Here is a 17635-nt window from a genome sequence, read left to right on the forward strand (position 1 = left end):
AATTGATTATTAGAGATTAAAACATGTTAACAAAGATTTTAACCAAAGTTTTTGGTAGTCGTAATGACCGCACGCTACGCCGCTTACGTAAAGAAGTTGAAAAAATTAACCGCCTTGAGCCAGACTTCGAAAAATTATCTGATGATGAGCTAAAAGCAAAAACGGTGGAATTTCGTGAGCGCTTAACGAAGGGTGAAAGCTTAGAAAGCATTATTCCTGAAGCATTTGCAACTGTTCGTGAAGCCAGTAAACGTGTATTTGGTATGCGCCACTTTGATGTACAGCTTATCGGTGGGATGGTACTAAATGAACGCTGTATCGCTGAAATGCGTACGGGTGAAGGTAAAACATTAACGGCAACATTACCTGCATACATCAATGCGTTAACCGGTAAAGGTGTTCACGTGGTTACGGTAAACGACTACTTAGCCAAACGTGATGCTGAAAATAACCGTCCATTATTCGAATTCTTAGGTTTAACTGTTGGTATCAACTTACCAGGTATGGCACCACCGGCAAAACGTGAAGCTTATGCAGCCGATATTACATACGGAACTAACAACGAATTTGGTTTTGACTACCTACGCGACAACATGGCATTTAGCCCTGAAGAACGTGTTCAACGTAAACTTCACTATGCATTAGTGGATGAGGTGGACTCAATCCTTATCGATGAAGCACGTACACCGCTGATTATCTCAGGCCCTGCAGAAGACAGCTCTGAACTGTATCAAAAAGTAGATAAACTTATCCCACATCTACAGCGTCAAGAAAAAGAAGATTCAGACACTTTCCAAGGGGAAGGCCACTTTTCTGTTGATGAAAAAGCACGTCAAGTAACCATAACTGAACGTGGGCTGGTATTAATCGAAGAGCTTCTGGTAAAAGAAGGTTTAATGGATGAAGGCGAGTCCCTATATTCACCTTCTAACATTATGTTAATGCACCATGTAATGGCAGGTTTGCGTGCTCACGCATTGTTTACTTTAGATGTTGATTATATTGTAAAAGATGGTCAAATCGTCATTGTTGATGAACATACCGGCCGTACAATGGAAGGGCGTCGTTGGTCAGACGGTTTACACCAAGCGGTTGAAGCGAAAGAAGGGGTTGAAATTCAAAATGAAAACCAAACCTTAGCTTCTATTACTTTCCAGAATTATTTCCGTTTATATGAAAAACTTGCAGGTATGACGGGGACTGCGGATACTGAAGCATTTGAGTTTAGTTCAATTTATAAACTCGATACAATTGTTATCCCAACTAACCGCCCAATGGTACGTAAAGATTTACCTGACCTCGTTTATATGAACGAAGCTGATAAGTTTGCAGCAATTATTGAAGATATTCGCGAAAGAACTGCTAATGGGCAACCCGTTCTTGTTGGTACAATTTCAATCGAAAAATCGGAATTGATTTCGAATGCGTTGAAAAAAGCTAAAATTGCTCATAATGTTTTGAATGCAAAATTCCATGCAATGGAAGCTGACATCATCGCGAATGCGGGCCAAGCTGGAGCTGTAACGATCGCAACTAATATGGCGGGTCGTGGTACAGACATTATGTTAGGCGGTAGCTGGCAAACTGAGGTAGCAGCATTAGAAGAGCCAACTCAAGAGCAAATTGATGAGATCAAAGCAAACTGGAAAATTCGCCATGATGCTGTTTTAGCTGCGGGTGGTTTGCATATTATTGGTACTGAGCGTCATGAGTCACGTCGTATCGATAACCAGTTACGTGGTCGTGCGGGCCGTCAAGGGGATGCAGGTTCATCTCGTTTTTACCTATCGATGGAAGATGCGCTGATGCGTATTTTTGCCTCTGACCGCGTTACTGGAATGATGAAAAAGTTAGGTATGAAACCGGGTGAAGCTATCGAGCACCCATGGGTGACCAAAGCTATCGCTAACGCACAGCGTAAAGTTGAAAGCCGTAACTTTGATATCCGTAAACAATTACTAGAGTATGATGATGTTGCAAGTGATCAGCGTCGTGCAATTTATACTCAGCGTAATGAATTACTGGATGGCGGAGATATCAAAGAAACAGTTGATAGCATTCGTGAGGACGTATTAACCACGACAATGGATGCCTATATTCCACCTCAATCACTTGAAGAAATGTGGGATATTGATGGTTTACATCAGCGCTTAGTCAATGATTTTGACCTCGATTTACCAATCAAAGAGTGGTTAGACAAAGAGCCAGAATTACACGAAGAAACATTACGTGAACGTATTATGGCAAAAGCGATCGAAGTTTATGATCGTAAAGAAGAAATTGTTGGCGCAGAAGCGATGCGTAATTTCGAAAAAGGTGTCATGTTGCAAACATTAGACACGTTATGGAAAGAGCACTTAGCGTCAATGGATTACTTACGCCAAGGTATTCATTTACGTGGTTATGCGCAAAAAGATCCTAAGCAAGAATACAAACGTGAATCTTTCAGCATGTTCGCTAACATGCTTGAAGCCTTGAAATATGAAGTGATTAGTACTTTGTCTAAAGTACAAGTTCGTTTACCTGAAGAGGTTGAAGCATTAGAACAACAGCGTCGTGAAGAAGCGGAGCGTTTAGCGAAAAGACAACAATTAAGCCATGAAGCCGGTGCTGAATCTTTAATGACTGAAAATGAAGCTAAAATTGCAACTCAAGGTCACAAAATTGGTCGTAATGACCCTTGTCCTTGTGGTTCAGGTAAAAAATACAAGCAATGTCACGGCCGCTTAAACTAGTTCATCATTAACTCCAATATAAAGAAAAGGCGGGGTAACCCGCCTTTTTGACGAAAAAATTATGGAAAAAAAACATTTATATATCGCAGCTGGGATCATTCGTAACTCCCAAAAAAAAATTTTTATTACTAAACGCCCTGAAGGCACGCATATGGCTGGTTTTTGGGAATTTCCTGGGGGAAAACTTGAAACGAATGAATCCCCTGAAGCAGCATTAGTTCGTGAGCTCGAGGAAGAAGTTGGCATTATAGTGACTAAGAGTGAGTTATTTCATCGTGTTGATCATGAGTTTGATGACCGCTTCATTACACTCTATTTTTTCATAATTTCTTCGTGGGAAAATGAACCTTACGGTAAAGAAGGGCAAGACTCGCGTTGGGTTTGTCAAGATGATCTTATTGCAGATGAGTTCCCACCGGCAAATCGTATCATTGTTGAGTTACTGACGCACAAAAGTGATCCACATAATAGCTGATATCGATATTAAGTGGAAAATACACAATGATATATTTTCCACTTAACTTACCGCTGTCTCGACTTAACGCATTATTTATCTGGTTGCTCGCTCCAATCATCGCTATCAGATATATCACCTTGACTTGCAATTCGTTTTTCTTCACTCGCCCACTCGCCAAGGTCAATGAGTTGACAACGCTTACTACAAAATGGCCGGAAAGGGCTATTTTCATTCCAAACAACGACCTTTTTACATGTAGGGCAATTTACTTCAATGATTTCACTCATAATTATATATCTCTAGCTAGCAACAGGATAACTCAAAATTAATAACATCTGGAAGTATACCATTCTCACTGTCGATATGTAGAAAGCGTAAGGCAAATCGTGTTTTATGACCTGAAATTTGCGGATAAATGAGATACTCAATGGATAATTTGATGCGTAGTAACTCTTTACCTTCGACATTATCTTGATAAAAACCATTATAGGATTCTTTAATTTCAAAGTTTCCACTTTGTCGAATTAATGTAAGAACGGTGTTTAATGCATTTTTCAGTGGGTCGAGGCTTTGTAACCATCCATTGATGGATTTATTTCGTTCGATTTGTGGGATATTCAACCAAAGCTGTAGTGTGGGGAGATCAAAACTACAACAACCACCGGGGATGCTTAAACGTTGACGTACCATACTGATAATTTTATCTGTTCGTAAATGGTGGCCAAAACGTGGGGCTGATATTAGTTTGGAGGTTGTCTCAGATAATTGTTCAAGTAATGTAGAAATTAATTGGTTATCGGCATTAGGGGCTTCGGCCCAACTCGCTAGCTGGCTCCGCTGTTTTTCGAGCTCTTTCATTAGCTCAGAGCGTACCTCTCCTCTATCAAGAATTTCAATTAGCTCTGAAACTGAACGGAAAAAGGCAATACCAGTAGAGTAGGAGGTAATATTACTTAGCTCATAAATTTGAGATAAAAGTGTTTCAAGGCGCAGCCAAGAACGAATTTTTTCATTCATTGGGTATTCATAAGTAATAAAATTTGTTGCAATTAATTCGCCCATTTTAATTCCTATTTTTTTATTTTTGCTAGCGTTAAGTACTGGTTATGAAAAGCAGCAACCTTGTCTGAGAGATCTGTATCATGAGAATGGTTTGTTATTATATCATTGGCATAACTAAGTCGTTTTTCACGGCTAACTTGTGCATTAAGTATATTAGTAACTTGCTCTAAACTGGTCTTATCTCTCTTTAAAGTACGCTGAATTTGCTCTTCAACAGTAACATCAACAACTAATACCCTATCAGCCAAATGATGAATATTATTTTCAATTAATAAAGGAACTACCCACAATAGATAAGGATAATTTACTTGTTGAAATTGTTTTTGTGTTTCTTGTTGGATCAACGGATGAAGCAAATCATTTAGCCATTTTTTTTCATCGGGTTTGGAAAAAATAATTTCTCTTAAACACTGCCTGTTTAGGTCTCTGTTCGGGAGAATAACACCGTCACCAAAGTGACGTTTAATGCTTTCTAAAGCTGGGGTGTTAGGCTCAACAACCTGCCGGGCAATCACATCTGCATCAACTAGAGGAACTCCAAGTTTAGCAAATTCGTTTGCAACAGTTGTTTTACCACTTCCAATACCACCTGTTAAAGCAACTATATAAGGCATATGATTATTCATTTACTCGTTAAAAAAAAATAGATTACACTGAAATAAATCATTTGTCTTCATCCAGAGTAATATTATGGTGAATAGGTTAAAAAACACATTTTCATATAAAATATTTAAGGTTAAATACCATATTTATATCTACATAAAATTATTTATAACTCAGTTATAACATTACCTAAGTTAAATATAGGGAGGTACATTGCTAGCATGATTGTACCTACCAGTATAGCAATAAGAACGAGTAAAATGGGTTCGAGATTTTTTAGGTTACGTTCTGTAATAAAAATATATTGCTCAGAATAATATTTGAATAAATAATTTGAGAAATAGTGTATTTTTCCAGACTCTTCGGCAATAGACATTAGTTGTACAGATAAATTAGGAAAAAATTTGGTTTGCTTCATAGCGTAGGAGAGTAAATCTCCTCTATGAACCGATGTGTGTATATATTTACAGTCTTTCTGATATTGAGGATTGCTGATAGTTTGAATTGTACATTTTAAACATTCAGATAATGACAACCCTACGTTGATAGTTGAATGCATCGTTAAGAAATATAGACTTAAATTATGGAGCTGTAATGATTTTTTGAAAATGGGTAGATGCATGATTATATTTTTTAATAAAACTAATGTTTTTCCCTTGAATTTAAATACTAGAGAGCATGCAAATAATAAAACAATAAATAAATAGAGTGAGTAATCTCGTAGGAGATTAGAGGTAAAAGTTATTATTTTTGTGATGAGAGGTAATTCATGTTGAACATTTTCATAGATGCTCTCAAATTGGGGAACGACATAGAACATCATAATGAGTAACAATACGATTGAAAATAAAGAAAGAATTATTGGGTATCGTATGGACTTGTTAATAAGTAGTGAAACTCTATTATTATGTTCCAAAATTTTGTTGATTGTACTAAAACTCTCCTCATATTGTCCTGTTTTCTCAGCAATGGTAATAATACTTATTACAGTATCATTAAAAATTAATGGATGTTTTTGTAAGTATTGTGAGAGTTTTTCTCCTTTTTCCATATGAATTATTGAGCTCTCAATAATATCATTCCAAAAGGGAAGTTGGCAGTTAGTATGTAATATTTTAAAACATTGTACAAGATTAATACCTGATGAGGACAATAACGATAATTGATGAAAGAAATGAACTCTATAATTAATATTTTTTTTGTCTAAAGTGAATAATGATTTTAGCTTTATGTGTATAGGAATTAAGTTCCTTTCTGATATGTTAATAAAAGCATGTTTTTTATTTTTCGCTATTAGTGTACTATGCGTTAGTTGATTGTTAGAATCAATTGCGGTATATGAATAAATAAACATACTAATCCACTCCATTTCCAATAATGGAATAGATTTCTTGAATAGTTGTTTCCCCCCTTTCAACAAGATCTATACCAGCATTAAAAAGATTAATAAAATTATCTGGGTTCTCTAATGTATTCTTTGTGAGTATTTCACAAATATTTTTATGGTCGATGTATTCATAGACCGCGGTTCTTCCCATAAAACCAGAAAAACAGAGTTCACAGCCTTTTGAGGACCATTCATTTATTATATGGTTACTGTGTAATTTGGTTTTTTTAGGTATTACTTCTTTGCAGTGAGGGCAAAGTTTTCGTACCAATCGTTGTGCAATGACCATTTTCAGGCAAGACTTTAGTTGGCTATTTTCTATTCCTAGTTGGTTCATTCTCTCTATTGCACTGAATGTACAGTTTGTGTGCAATGTTGATAAAACTAGATGGCCAGTTTGCGCTGCTCTAGCCGCTATTTTGGCTGTTTCTTCATCACGAATTTCACCGATCATAATAACATCTGGATCTTGTCGTAGGAGTGCCCTTAAAATAAAAGAAAAATTAAGTTTATATTTTTCATTGACTTGAGTTTGGTTGATGCCTTGTAGTGGAATTTCAATTGGGTCCTCAATGGTTGTTATATTTCTTGATGACTGATTTAAATATTCTAAGTAACTATAAAGAGTTACTGTTTTACCGCTTCCAGTGGGTCCTGTAACTAAAATTAGCCCTTGAGGTCGATTTAAATATTCTTTTAATAAATCAAGAAGGGAAGAGCACATCCCTATGTGCTCTAAAGAATATTTTAATTGTGTATTCAAAATACGTAAAACTAATTTTTCACCGTGAATTGTCGGAATACTTGAAAGACGAATGCTATAATTTTGTCCGTCAAAGTACCAACTCATTTGGCCATCTTGTGGAAGTCTTTTTTCCGCAATATTCATTTTTGCGAGTATTTTTATACGAGCAATAATTTCACTATTAATATCATAAGGTGGAGAAGGGATGAAATATAGCTTTCCATCGACTCGTAACCTAATTTTCAACCCATGCTTAGTCGGTTCAAGGTGTATATCAGATGAACGTTTATGAATCGCTGTTTTTAATAATTCATCCACAAAGTTAATCGCAGGGGATGAAGTGTTTAGTGGTTCAAGTTCTTTTGGTTGATAATGGGTTTCCTCCTCTTTTATTTCATGTATTGTGTTATTAAAATAATGGTCTATTTTTTCTTTTGGCCAAATGTCGTAACATACGGGGACACTAGCAATGAATTTTAATGTTGCTATTAAATTATCATCCGGCTTTTTAACTACCGCTATCGACAACCTCTTTTGATTATAGTCGATGATTATAATGTAATTTCTATCACATAGACTCTTAAGTTCTTTATAAATGAACTGATCGTTTTTAGCTATATTCATGTAAATTACTCCAATTAAAATACAAAGGTTTTTTCACACAATGACTTTAATTTAATATTATCTTTGCTTTCACAAACAACAGCCCAATTAAAAGAGGTGTTTGAGGTCGGAAGTGTTGGTGTTAATTTAACCTTTAAGCCTGCTAATGATTTATCTGCGGTAAATGTAATAACACCTGATTTAACTTCTATTTTACTTATATATCTCCCTGTTATGTTGTTAGGGATATCATCATTACCTCCGTTGCATTGTGATAAGCCACTCCGGTTAAAACTACATATTTCCACACTGTTTTTATAAGGGATGACGGTTTGGAGTACATCGGTAATTGCTGCTTTTTGCATATAGCTTTGATAGCCAGGGATCGCAATAGCACTTAAAATTGAAATGATTGCAATGACTACCATAATTTCAATGAGTGAAAATCCTTGTTGATTCATAAATAAAACCTCCGTTGTTAAGTGAGGCTGTATCATAATTAGATTTTTAATTTAAAATTAGAGATTAAAAAAAACAGTGCGAAGCAATTTGTAAATTTTTATTGAAATAGAGATTAGATTTCATTTTTCTTCGAGCAGCTTCGCAATAAATAACAAAAATAACATAGAAGATGGGATTTAATGAAGAATTAGGCGAAAATAAACGTATCCATATTACATTGGCGGATAACGTTAATATAATTATTAAACTAATAATTATTTAACTTATTCTTATAGTATGGCCAATCAAAAAACGGACCGGGATCTGTTTTACGGCCAGGGGCAATATCACTGTGACCAGCAATATTATTTTTGATTAGTGGGTATTCAATTATAAGTAAATTAGTTAAATAAGTAAGGGACTGATACTGTTCTTCTGTAAATGGTTCAAAATCAGTACCTTCTAGTTCAATACCAATAGAGAAATCGTTACATTTTTCATGGCCTTGATAGGAAGACTGCCCTGCATGCCAAGCTCGTAAATGAAAAGGAACATATTGAATAATTGTACCATCACGGCGTATTAGACAATGAGCTGAAACACGAAGATGTTTGATTTCATTAAAAAATGGATGTTCATCAGGGTTTAAAGTTCCTGTAAATAATTGATTTATATAAGGGCCACCGAATTGACCTGGCGGAAGGCTGATATTATGAATGACAAGAAGAGAAGGTATGGTATTAGTGGGGCGCTCATCATGATGTGGAGAAGGGATATGAGTCACATTATTTAGCCAACCATTGTGTATTTTCATATCGTTATCCATAGTATTCTCTTTTCTTTTTTGTTAACACTCGTTATCTGTAAACGAAAAGATTAGCATATATGAAACGAAGCGAGTGTATATTTTGGAGTTAAAAATGACTATACGGCGATATGATGAACAACAAAGACGCGAAAAACTGTTTGAGCGGTTACAAATTGATATTCCTTTTATGGTCAGTGTGGCTTTGAAAGAGGACTTAGACCAATCTCTTGATTATAAAAAAGATATTACTGGGCAGTTATTAAATTCAGATACGCAAGCAAGTGCTCGAATTATTACTCGTGAACAGGGTGTTTTTTGTGGTAAGCAATGGCTAGATGAAGTCTTTCTTCAACTTGGCGGGCAAGTCAACATTGATTGGAAAGTTCAAGATGGCGAAACCGTTACGCCTAACCAAGTTCTCTGTGAGATGCATGGCCCATCACAAATTTTATTAACTGGTGAGCGCACCTCTTTGAATTTCATTCAAACACTTTCTTCTGTTTCAAGTATAACGGCTGAATATGTAAAACAAATCGCAGATACGAGAACGAGGTTACTTGATACGCGAAAAACCATACCAGGCTTAAGAACCGCTTTAAAATATGCGGTATTGATGGGCGGTGGGTTTAATCATCGACTAGGCTTATCCGATGCTTACTTAATAAAAGAAAACCATATTATATCCGCAGGTTCAGTCGAACGAGCTGTTGAATTAGCGCGTAGCGCCCATCCAGATGTCCCAATTGAAATTGAAGTAGAAAGCTTAGATGAGTTATTACGAGCCTTAAAAGCGAATGCTGATATCATTATGTTGGATAATTTTACTCCAGTTATGATGAAAGAAGCGGTAGTGTTAACGGCAGGAAAGGCGGCACTTGAAGTTTCTGGCGATGTCACATTAGAAACGATAAAAGAGTTCGCAGAAACAGGGGTTGATTTTATTTCTGTTGGGGCGCTAACCAAACATATTAAAGCCATGGATTTGTCTATGCGTTTTATTGATAGGGATAGGTAAGTGATCCGGTTAATACACTAAGAGGCCTTAACAGAGCTCATTAACCTTAGTGTTATTGTTGAAATCTTTACATTAGTCACCTATTTACGTTAGTGTGTTAAATAGCTGATTAACACCTCAATCATTCGTTAGCAAATTGTATTTTGGCATTGATTTAACTATTTAACGGGTTACAACGAAACATTTTGTAGCCCCTAACTAATCGAAGCTCGAAACCTTTTCTTATTTTCCTTGTCCACCTATAAATTGAAACATTACAGCGCTATTTTATTTTTGACACTAATTTTATTCTAAGATGATGGAATAAAATTAGTGTTATTCTACCAATAAAATTTGAGTTAAATTTAAAATCACCCATCATTTTAACACTCCATTAACAATGTTGTATTCCGAACGAGTAAGGATTGCAGTTAATGAGTTAATTTGATTTTAAATGCATTTATTTTGATTTTAAATTCATTGTGTTGGTCGCTTTAACGTTTCAGTTTTTTGATTTTAGCATAAAAAATCGTTTTTAATGTTAAAATATGTCATGCCAAATTGCATATTTGGTTATCAATTCATGCTAAATTTTAAAAAAATTTGTTAAGATTTGCAGGATTTTATGATTTAGCGCAAGGTCTTTATGGACAGATAGTGAATACTTTGTTACTTTATTAACCCATAAATAAATTGGTATTACCAATTAACACTGGGTAATACGTAATCAATAGTTACTCACTTATGAATATGGCAGATTATGACTTACGGTAAAATTCGCCAACCAAAGTTATCAGATGTAATCGAGCAGCGTCTTGAACATCTTATTTTCGAAGGGACATTACGCCCTGGCGAAAAGCTGCCCCCTGAACGCGAACTAGCAAAGCAGTTTGACGTATCTCGGCCATCAGTGCGTGAAGCAATTCAAACATTAGAGGCGAAAGGCCTTTTATCTCGCCGCCAAGGTGGCGGAACCTTCGTGCAAAAGAAAATGTGGCAAAGCTTTAGCGACCCTTTAGCTCAGCTACTTGAAGGCAATCCTGAATCTCAATTTGATCTCCTTGAAACTCGCCATGCCCTTGAAGGTATTGCCGCTTATTATGCCGCACTTCGTGGTACAGATGAGGATCTTGAACGGATTCGCCAAAGCTATGAATTAATTAAGACAGCGCAAGAAAATGGCGGACTAGAAGCAGAGTCAGACGCGGTATTACAATATCAACTCATCGTGACTGAAGCTGCTCATAATGTCGTTTTATTACATCTTCTGCGTTGTATGATCCCGATGTTAGAACAAAATATTCGTCAGAATTTTGAGTTTTTATATACCCGTAAAGAAATGTATAAAGCAGTTAGTGAACACCGAGCACAGATTTTTGCCGCTATAATGGCAAGAGAACCTGAAAAAGCACGTGAAGCTTCTCATCGTCACTTAGCTTTTATCGAAGATTTACTGTTGGATATTAGCCGAGAGCAAACTCGCAGGGAACGCTCTTTACGTCGGTTACAGCAACATCCTGATTTGAATTAATAATATAGATCCTGACTGCTGCGTCTATATTATTGTGAATACTCTTGTTAAGAGTTAAAGCGGCAACTACATCAGGGCCTATCTTCCTGCTGTTTTATAGCAACTGGGAAAATAGCAGGAAGATAGGCTCCACATAAACATATAAAATAGATAACAGATAAGGAATACACCATGTCAGATATGTTAAAAAATGACGTGGATCCGATTGAAACTCGCGACTGGCTACAGGCGATTGAATCGGTCATCCGTGAAGAAGGTGTTGATCGTGCTCAGTTTATTATCGAACAGGTATTAAGCGAAGCACGTAAAGGCGGTGTTAATATTGCCGCTGGTGCATCTGGTCATTCTGATTACATCAACACAATTGCTGTTGAAGATGAGCCGGCATACCCTGGTAACATGGATTTAGAGCGCCGTATTCGCTCTGCAATTCGTTGGAACGCAGTGATGACAGTTTTACGCGCTTCCAAAAAAGACTTAGAGCTGGGGGGCCACATGGCTTCTTTCCAGTCATCAGCAACTTTATATGAAGTGTGCTTTAACCACTTCTTCCGTGCGCATAATAACAATGACGGCGGGGACTTAGTCTTCTTCCAAGGTCACATCTCTCCAGGTATTTACGCACGTGCGTTCTTGGAAGGTCGCTTAACTGAAGAGCAAATGAACAACTTCCGTCAAGAAATTGGTGGAAATGGTCTGTCTTCTTATCCACACCCTAAATTAATGCCTGATTTTTGGCAGTTCCCTACGGTATCAATGGGTCTGGGTCCAATTAATGCTATCTATCAAGCGAAATTCCTGAAATACCTTGATAACCGCGGACTGAAAGATACATCAGCTCAGCGCGTATATGCATTCCTTGGTGATGGTGAGATGGATGAGCCAGAGTCTAAAGGTGCAATTACTATCGCAACTCGCGATAAATTAGATAACTTAGTGTTTGTTATCAACTGTAACCTGCAGCGCTTAGATGGCCCAGTTACAGGTAATGGTAAAATTGTTAATGAACTAGAAGGTATCTTTAATGGTGCTGGCTGGCAAGTTATCAAAGTTATGTGGGGCGACCGTTGGGATGAATTACTGCGTAAAGATACGAGCGGTAAACTTGTTCAACTGATGAACGAAACCCTAGATGGCGACTACCAAACCTTTAAATCACGTGACGGTGCATACGTTCGTGAACACTTCTTTAATCGTTACCCAGAAACTGCAGCATTAGTTAAAGATATGACTGATGATGAAATTTGGGCACTGAACCGTGGTGGTCACGATCCGAAGAAAGTGTATGCTGCGTTCAAAAAAGCACAAGAAACTAAAGGTAAACCAACTGTTATTTTAGCGCAAACCATCAAAGGTTATGGTATGGGCGAAACAGCAGAAGGTAAAAACATTGCTCACCAAGTGAAGAAAATGAACATGGATGGCGTTCGTCATTTCCGTGATCAATTCAATGTACCTGTTGCTGATGAGCAAATTGAAAACCTGCCATACATTACGTTTGAAAAAGATTCCGAAGAGTACAAATATCTGCATGAGCGCCGTCAAGCGTTAGGTGGTTATTTGCCAGCGCGTCGTTCAACCTTTGATGAAAAATTGGATATCCCTGCTCTGGCAGATTTTAGCCAATTATTGGAAGAACAATCTAAAGAAATTTCAACAACTATCGCGTTCGTTCGTGCGTTGAACGTTATGTTGAAAAACAAATCGATCAAAGAGCGTTTAGTACCAATCATCGCTGATGAAGCGCGTACATTTGGTATGGAAGGTCTATTCCGTCAAATCGGAATCTATAGCCCTAAAGGCCAGCAATATACTCCGCAAGACCGTGAGCAAGTTGCTTACTATAAAGAAGACTCGAAAGGTCAAATTCTGCAAGAAGGTATCAATGAGCTGGGAGCGGGTTCTTCTTGGTTAGCGGCTGCGACATCATACAGCACTAACAACTTGCCGATGATCCCATTCTATATCTACTACTCAATGTTTGGTTTCCAACGTATTGGCGACTTGATGTGGGCAGCAGGTGACCAACAAGCTCGCGGTTTCTTAATCGGTGGTACTTCAGGCCGTACAACACTGAATGGTGAAGGTCTACAGCATGAAGATGGTCATAGCCATATTCAATCACTGACTATCCCTAACTGTATTTCTTATGACCCAGCTTTCGCTTACGAAGTTGCGGTGATCATGCAAGACGGTTTAGAGCGTATGTATGGTGAGAAACAAGAAAACGTTTACTATTACATCACGACGCTAAATGAAAACTACCACATGCCAGCAATGCCTGAAGGCGTAGAAGAAGGTATCCGTAAAGGTATCTATAAACTGGCTTCTGTTGAAGGTAGCAAAGGTAAAGTTCAGCTGTTAGGTTCAGGTTCGATGATGCGCCACGTGCGTGAAGCCGCTGATATCTTGTCTGCTGAGTATGGAATTGGTTCTGATGTCTATAGCGTGACTTCATTCACTGAATTGGCACGTGATGGCCAAGATTGTGAGCGTTGGAACATGCTGCACCCATCTGAGGCACCACGTGTTCCATACATTGCACAAGTGATGAACGATGCACCTGCAGTCGCATCAACTGACTACATGAAACTGTTTGCAGAACAAGTTCGTACTTATATTCCAGCAAGTGATTACCGTGTTCTGGGTACAGACGGTTTCGGTCGTTCAGACAGTCGTGAAAACCTGCGTCACCACTTTGAAGTGGATACATCCTATGTGATCGTTGCAGCGTTAGGTGAATTAGCTAAACGTGGTGAGATTGATGTAAAAGTCGTTGAAGAAGCGATTAAAAAATACAACATCAACCCAGATAAAGTTAACCCACGTTTGGCATAAGAGGTAAAAATCAATGTCTATTGAAATCCAAGTGCCTGATATCGGTGCTGATGAAGTTGAAGTCACCGAAGTGATGGTTAAAGTTGGCGACAAAGTAGAAGCTGAGCAATCTCTCATTACCGTTGAAGGTGATAAGGCTTCTATGGAAGTCCCATCTCCACAAGCGGGTGTGGTAAAAGAAATTAAAATTGCTGTTGGCGATAAAGTGACAACAGGCAAGTTAATCATGGTATTCGAAGCAGAGGCGGGTGCCGCAGCGCCTGCTCCTGCAGAAGCCCCTGCGGCTCCAGCGGCAGCGCCAAGCGCAGCAGTATCGAAAGATGTTGCTGTACCAGATATCGGTGGCGATGAAGTTGAAGTGACTGAAATCATGGTTAAAGTCGGTGATAAAGTAGAAGCTGAGCAATCTTTAATTACTGTTGAAGGTGATAAAGCCTCAATGGAAGTTCCTGCGCCATTTGCTGGAACAGTTAAAGAAATCAAAATTGCAACTGGCGATAAAGTGAAAACTGGCTCGCTGATCATGGTATTTGAAGTGGCTGGCGCGGCACCTGCTGCGGCTCCAGTAGCACAAGCAGCGGCACCAGCGGCTCCAACAGCTTCTGCAATTAAAGATGTTAATGTTCCAGACATCGGCGGCGATGAAGTTGAAGTCACTGAAGTGATGGTCAAGGTGGGTGATACTGTTTCCGCTGAGCAATCAATCATTACGGTTGAAGGCGACAAAGCCTCAATGGAAGTTCCTGCACCATTCGCGGGAACCGTTAAAGAAATTAAGATTGCGACTGGCGATAAAGTGAAAACTGGCTCGCTGATCATGACCTTTGAAGTGGCAGGTGCAGCTCCAGCAGCGGCTCCAGCAGCTCAACCGTCTACCCCAGCTCCAGCTCCAGCTCCTGCTCCTGCAGCGCCAGCGAAAGCAACTGACAGCAAAACTGAATTTGTTGAAAATGATGCATATATTCACGCAACACCGGTTATTCGCCGCTTAGCACGTGAATTTGGTGTTAACTTAGCGAAAGTTAAAGGTACAGGTCGTAAAGGCCGTATCCTGCGTGAAGACGTTCAAGCTTACGTGAAAGATGCCGTAAAACGTGCGGAAGCTCCAGCGGCTGCGGGTGGCGGTTTGCCAGGTATGCTGCCATGGCCGAAAGTGGATTACAGCAAATTCGGTGAAGTTGAAGAAGTTGAACTGGGTCGTATCCAAAAAATCTCTGGTGCTAACCTGAGCCGTAACTGGGTAATGATCCCGCACGTTACGCTGATGGAAGAAGTGGATACCACTGAAGTTGAAGAATTCCGTAAGCAACAAAATAAAGAAGCTGAAAAGAAAAAACTGGATGTGAAAATCACACCTTTAGTTTTTGTCATGAAAGCGGTTGCACGTGCTCTGGAAGAAATGCCACGCTTTAATAGCTCTATTTCTGAAGATGCACAGCGTCTGTTCCTGAAAAAATATATCAACATCGGTATTGCGGTAGATACGCCAAATGGCTTAGTTGTTCCAGTCTTCAAAGACGTTAACAAAAAAGGCATTTTAGAGTTATCTCGCGAGCTGATGGAAGTTTCTAAGAAAGCGCGTGCAGGTAAACTGACTGCGTCTGATATGCAAGGTGGCTGCTTCACGATTTCCAGCTTGGGTGGTATCGGAACTACCGGTTTTGCACCTATCGTGAATGCACCAGAAGTTGCAATTATGGGGCTGTCACGTTCTTCAATGAAACCTGTTTGGAATGGTAGCGAATTTGTTCCTCGCCTGATCCTGCCAATGTCACTGTCCTTTGACCATCGTGTTATCGATGGTGCTGATGGAGCTCGCTTCATCACTCTAGTAGGGCAATTAATGAGCGATATTCGCCGTTTAGTGATGTAAATAATAAGACCGGCGAATGAGCCGGTCTGTTTTATTTAGGCTGAGGCAGAATTTTTTGCTGCTGCTACGAAAGGTTGGGAGTTACATCACGAAATGAGCCTTTTCAGGGTGTTAACAATTCTGTAAACTGCTCTCGGTGTGTACTTTTCCAGTGGAAGATCGTTTATTCAGCAGTACCGCTGGACAAAACAAAAAGAGGTCATGATGAGTACTGAAATTAAAGCCCAAGTCGTTGTGCTTGGTGCAGGCCCTGCAGGCTATTCTGCGGCTTTCCGTTGCGCTGACTTAGGTTTAGAAACTGTTTTAGTAGAACGTTATTCAACCCTTGGTGGTGTTTGTTTAAACGTTGGTTGTATACCTTCTAAAGCTTTACTCCATGTTGCAAAAGTGATCGAAGAAGCAAAAGCTTTATCAGAACACGGTATCGTTTTTGGTGAGCCAAAAACTGACATTTCCAAAGTTCGCTTATGGAAAGAAAAAGTGATTAATCAGCTGACGGGTGGTCTAGCTGGTATGGCTAAAGGCCGTAAAGTTAACGTAGTTAACGGCTTCGGTAAATTCACAGGTGCCAACACGCTGGTTGTTGAAGGTGAAAACGGTAGCACAACTATCAATTTCGATAACGCAATCATTGCTGCGGGTTCCCGTCCAATTCAATTACCATTCATTCCACATGAAGACCCACGTATTTGGGACTCAACCGATGCATTAGAACTGACTGAAGTTCCTGAGCGTCTGCTGGTTATGGGTGGGGGGATCATCGGTTTAGAAATGGGAACTGTGTATCATGCACTGGGTTCTCAAATCGATGTAGTTGAAATGTTTGACCAAGTCATCCCAGCGGCTGACAAAGATGTGGTTAAAGTATTCACCAAACAAATCAGTAAAAAATTCAACCTACTGTTAGAAACTAAAGTCACAGCTGTTGAAGCGAAAGAAGACGGTATCTACGTTTCTATGGAAGGTAAAAAAGCTTCCGCAGAACCACAACGTTACGATGCTGTATTAGTGGCAATCGGCCGTGTTCCTAATGGTAAAAACTTGGATGCAGGCAAAGCTGGCGTTGAAGTTGATGACCGTGGCTTTATCCATGTCGATAAGCAAATGCGCACTAATGTTCCGCACATCTTTGCAATCGGTGATATCGTTGGTCAACCAATGTTGGCTCACAAAGGTGTTCACGAAGGTCACGTTGCCGCAGAGGTTATCTCTGGTCTGAAACATTACTTTGACCCGAAAGTTATTCCATCCATCGCTTATACTGAGCCAGAAGTTGCATGGGTTGGTTTAACTGAGAAAGAAGCGAAAGAACAAAATATCAGCTATGAAGTTGCGACTTTCCCATGGGCTGCATCAGGCCGTGCAATTGCATCTGACTGTGCTGAAGGTATGACTAAACTGATTTTCGATAAACAATCTAACCGTGTTATCGGTGGGGCTGTTGTCGGTGTGAACGGTGGTGAATTACTGGGTGAAATCGGCCTAGCAATTGAAATGGGTTGTGATGCTGAAGACTTAGCATTAACTATCCATGCTCACCCAACACTGTATGAATCAA

14 protein-coding genes are annotated in these 17635 nt (G+C 39.0%); 7 read left to right on the forward strand and 7 right to left on the reverse strand.

Annotated features, from left to right (window positions below; all coding sequences use genetic code 11):
* Nucleotides 1-23: 23 nt before the first annotated feature.
* Both secA and mutT read left to right on the forward strand, forming a co-directional pair.
* The gene (secA, locus tag PSF42_RS08760) at nucleotides 24-2735 is read left to right on the forward strand and encodes a preprotein translocase subunit SecA (protein WP_248466795.1); all 2712 of its coding nucleotides are present in this window, start codon (nucleotides 24-26) and stop codon (nucleotides 2733-2735) included.
* A 61-nt stretch (nucleotides 2736-2796) separates the two neighbouring features.
* The gene (gene mutT, locus PSF42_RS08765) at nucleotides 2797-3210 is read left to right on the forward strand and encodes an 8-oxo-dGTP diphosphatase MutT (RefSeq protein WP_248466794.1); all 414 of its coding nucleotides are present in this window, start codon (nucleotides 2797-2799) and stop codon (nucleotides 3208-3210) included.
* Between the two features lie 71 nt (nucleotides 3211-3281).
* On the opposite strand, the gene yacG is transcribed toward mutT, so the two are convergent.
* From yacG to ampD, 7 genes are all read right to left on the reverse strand, one after another.
* On the reverse strand, nucleotides 3282-3479 hold the full coding sequence (gene yacG / locus PSF42_RS08770) for a DNA gyrase inhibitor YacG (RefSeq protein ID WP_125891407.1): 198 nt from the start codon (nucleotides 3477-3479) through the stop codon (nucleotides 3282-3284).
* Between the two features lie 16 nt (nucleotides 3480-3495).
* Nucleotides 3496-4254, reverse strand: coding sequence for a cell division protein ZapD (gene zapD / locus PSF42_RS08775; RefSeq protein ID WP_125891406.1), 759 nt, complete (start codon nucleotides 4252-4254; stop codon nucleotides 3496-3498).
* Between the two features lie 8 nt (nucleotides 4255-4262).
* Complete coding sequence (coaE, locus tag PSF42_RS08780; protein ID WP_272679854.1) at nucleotides 4263-4868, reverse strand: dephospho-CoA kinase; 606 nt, start codon at nucleotides 4866-4868, stop codon at nucleotides 4263-4265.
* Nucleotides 4869-5023: 155 nt separating this feature from the next.
* On the reverse strand, nucleotides 5024-6211 hold the full coding sequence (locus PSF42_RS08785; protein ID WP_272679850.1) for a type II secretion system F family protein: 1188 nt from the start codon (nucleotides 6209-6211) through the stop codon (nucleotides 5024-5026).
* A gap of 1 nt (nucleotide 6212) precedes the next feature.
* Complete coding sequence (locus PSF42_RS08790; protein ID WP_125891405.1) at nucleotides 6213-7613, reverse strand: ATPase, T2SS/T4P/T4SS family; 1401 nt, start codon at nucleotides 7611-7613, stop codon at nucleotides 6213-6215.
* A gap of 14 nt (nucleotides 7614-7627) precedes the next feature.
* On the reverse strand, nucleotides 7628-8053 hold the full coding sequence (gene ppdD / locus PSF42_RS08795) for a prepilin peptidase-dependent pilin (RefSeq protein ID WP_125891404.1): 426 nt from the start codon (nucleotides 8051-8053) through the stop codon (nucleotides 7628-7630).
* A 248-nt stretch (nucleotides 8054-8301) separates the two neighbouring features.
* On the reverse strand, nucleotides 8302-8847 hold the full coding sequence (gene ampD, locus PSF42_RS08800) for a 1,6-anhydro-N-acetylmuramyl-L-alanine amidase AmpD (protein ID WP_125891628.1): 546 nt from the start codon (nucleotides 8845-8847) through the stop codon (nucleotides 8302-8304).
* A gap of 106 nt (nucleotides 8848-8953) precedes the next feature.
* Here ampD and nadC point away from each other — a divergent pair, with 106 nt between their 5' ends.
* The 5 genes from nadC to lpdA form a co-directional block, all read left to right on the forward strand.
* On the forward strand, nucleotides 8954-9856 hold the full coding sequence (gene nadC, locus PSF42_RS08805) for a carboxylating nicotinate-nucleotide diphosphorylase (RefSeq protein ID WP_125891403.1): 903 nt from the start codon (nucleotides 8954-8956) through the stop codon (nucleotides 9854-9856).
* Between the two features lie 739 nt (nucleotides 9857-10595).
* On the forward strand, nucleotides 10596-11366 hold the full coding sequence (gene pdhR, locus PSF42_RS08810) for a pyruvate dehydrogenase complex transcriptional repressor PdhR (protein WP_004261987.1): 771 nt from the start codon (nucleotides 10596-10598) through the stop codon (nucleotides 11364-11366).
* A gap of 171 nt (nucleotides 11367-11537) precedes the next feature.
* The gene (gene aceE / locus PSF42_RS08815) at nucleotides 11538-14204 is read left to right on the forward strand and encodes a pyruvate dehydrogenase (acetyl-transferring), homodimeric type (RefSeq protein WP_125891402.1); all 2667 of its coding nucleotides are present in this window, start codon (nucleotides 11538-11540) and stop codon (nucleotides 14202-14204) included.
* Nucleotides 14205-14217: 13 nt separating this feature from the next.
* Nucleotides 14218-16077: a pyruvate dehydrogenase complex dihydrolipoyllysine-residue acetyltransferase gene (gene aceF / locus PSF42_RS08820; RefSeq protein ID WP_272679851.1), complete on the forward strand. Its 1860-nt coding sequence runs from the start codon at nucleotides 14218-14220 to the stop codon at nucleotides 16075-16077.
* 204 nt (nucleotides 16078-16281) lie between these two features.
* The coding region (gene lpdA, locus PSF42_RS08825) for a dihydrolipoyl dehydrogenase (protein WP_272679852.1) at nucleotides 16282-17635 on the forward strand (1354 nt) is incomplete at its 3' end.

It is taken from the genome of Providencia sp. PROV032 (assembly GCF_028484875.1).
Classification (GTDB): domain Bacteria; phylum Pseudomonadota; class Gammaproteobacteria; order Enterobacterales; family Enterobacteriaceae; genus Providencia; species Providencia rettgeri_E.